Raw genomic sequence first — 1,627 nt, forward strand, 5'->3', positions numbered from 1 at the left:
TGTATCTGTGAACAACATCTGGCTCGAAGCGAGCCAGTGCCTCACTGCTCGTGTAGATGCCTGAGGACGGATTTTTTATCTGTGACAGAAATCACCCACCGAACGTCCCTTCGCCAACTCGGAAGCCGCAGCACGGAAGCTGGTCGAGATCGCCACTAGCATCGGGCCCGTGCAAGGCGGTCGCATCCATATCGAGAAGATCAACGCGCCTTTCCTCTACACGCTGAAGGCCAGCGGCGAGGAGTTCGGCGCCGGCATCAAGCACGCGCGCGCGCTGAACAGATGGAAGCCAAGCCCGGAGGTCCCGCCGCACCGCAAGCGAACGAAGGCCCATCGACTCGTGAGGTGAATGCGCGGCCTCAATTCAGCTTCCGTCGAAGCTTCCTGATGATCTCCCGCAGGTCGCCAGCGTACTCCTCAATAACCTGCAAGGCCTCTGCTGAGCGCGAAGGATCGGGGGGCGGCGCTTCCCGTTTGTCATCGTCTGCTGCCATGTCTCGATGATCGACGGAAAGCTTAGAAATGTAATTCAGTTACGTTAAAGGCCCGCCAGCACGTACCGGCGGGCCTGTCTCTCCGTCACCGCGTCAGCCGCACGCGTGCGCTGCCAGGCGCTGGCGGTTGCGCCTTTGTGCGATCGTCAGGAATTTACGCAGGTAAATGCGCCCGGCCTGCACCCGTGACACTTTATGACGAGTAAGAATGTGGGGGGTGATTTGGCCCTGCACTTTACTCGCGTTGATACCTCACGGGACGAGCTCGAAATATGGATGGCGAGCATCGGCGGATTTTCGTTCGTGATCAGCAATGAAAGCCGTACCGGTCCCGGGCTTCACGGACAGCCCGGCTTCATTGCCTCGTGGCGGCCCATCCACCTGAACAGGCCGGCAATCAAAATTGCTGGGTCTCCCTTCAAGACCTTCGCCGAAGCCGAGACTGCCTGCGAGGCTTTTCTGGTACACCTGACGCAGTAACGAATGGACCTAAATGCGATCGAGCGCGATTTCCTGAGACGGCTAGCTTCCGAATCCTGGTGCGCTCAGACGCCCAAGAGATTGATAATTTGCCGATATCTCCCGGTGCCGCTTTGATCGCGGTATGGTTGGACCTGTCCACCAAGAGAACCGTACACCGCCTGGTCACCGCCCGGTCGAGATAACCTTCGCCGACATGCGCGAGATGGGCGTGCGCGGCGTCCTGGTCTATTGCGCCGACCACCGTTGCGGCCATTGGACGACCCTGAGCGCCGATCGCTGGCCGGATGAGGTGCGCCTGTCCGACATCGAGCCTAGGTTCACCTGCTCTGCCTGCGGCAGGAGCGGTGCCGATGTCCGGCCGGACTTCAACTGGAATAAGCCGGTGTCGTCTGCGATGGGTTACCGTTGAGGTCCCTCTGCCTCACTGTCGGGCTGGATATTTCGCGCTCATTCGATTCTCATGCAGTGCAGCAAGGGCGAACTCTATTCGATAACCTCGTCGGCGAGTGCCAGCAAGGTGGAAGGCACGGTAATGCCGAGCGCTTTGGCGGTCTTGGGCTAAGAGTTCTTGATTGGACGTTGAAGTTCTAGTGAGCCCAAACAATACTAGGTCGACCGGAATAATCCTGTTCAGGAGCGTCCCGATGCAT

General features: G+C 59.1%; 3 protein-coding genes. All 3 read left to right on the plus strand.

Annotation, left to right across the window (positions count from 1 at the left end):
- Positions 1-169: 169 nt before the first annotated feature.
- The 3 genes from YUU_RS54565 to YUU_RS54570 all read left to right on the plus strand — a co-directional run bounded on the left by YUU_RS54565 (position 170) and on the right by YUU_RS54570 (position 1,386).
- Complete coding sequence (locus tag YUU_RS54565; protein WP_035665280.1) at positions 170-349, plus strand: hypothetical protein; 180 nt, start codon at positions 170-172, stop codon at positions 347-349.
- Between the two features lie 421 nt (positions 350-770).
- The gene (locus YUU_RS0145860; protein WP_371260609.1) at positions 771-974 is read left to right on the plus strand and encodes a hypothetical protein; all 204 of its coding nucleotides are present in this window, start codon (positions 771-773) and stop codon (positions 972-974) included.
- 124 nt (positions 975-1,098) lie between these two features.
- Positions 1,099-1,386: a hypothetical protein gene (locus YUU_RS54570; RefSeq protein WP_051390291.1), complete on the plus strand. Its 288-nt coding sequence runs from the start codon at positions 1,099-1,101 to the stop codon at positions 1,384-1,386.
- Positions 1,387-1,627 lie beyond the last annotated feature (241 nt).

Origin of the sequence: Bradyrhizobium sp. Ec3.3 (assembly GCF_000472925.1) — a bacterium.
Lineage (GTDB): Bacteria > Pseudomonadota > Alphaproteobacteria > Rhizobiales > Xanthobacteraceae > Bradyrhizobium.

Excerpts from the sequence above, each read along its gene's own strand:
- YUU_RS0145860 (WP_371260609.1), top strand. The coding sequence starts at position 771 with ATGGCGAGCATCGGCGGATTTTCGTTCGTGATCAGCAATGAAAGCCGT.
- YUU_RS54570 (WP_051390291.1), top strand. The coding sequence starts at position 1,099 with ATGGTTGGACCTGTCCACCAAGAGAACCGTACACCGCCTGGTCACCGC.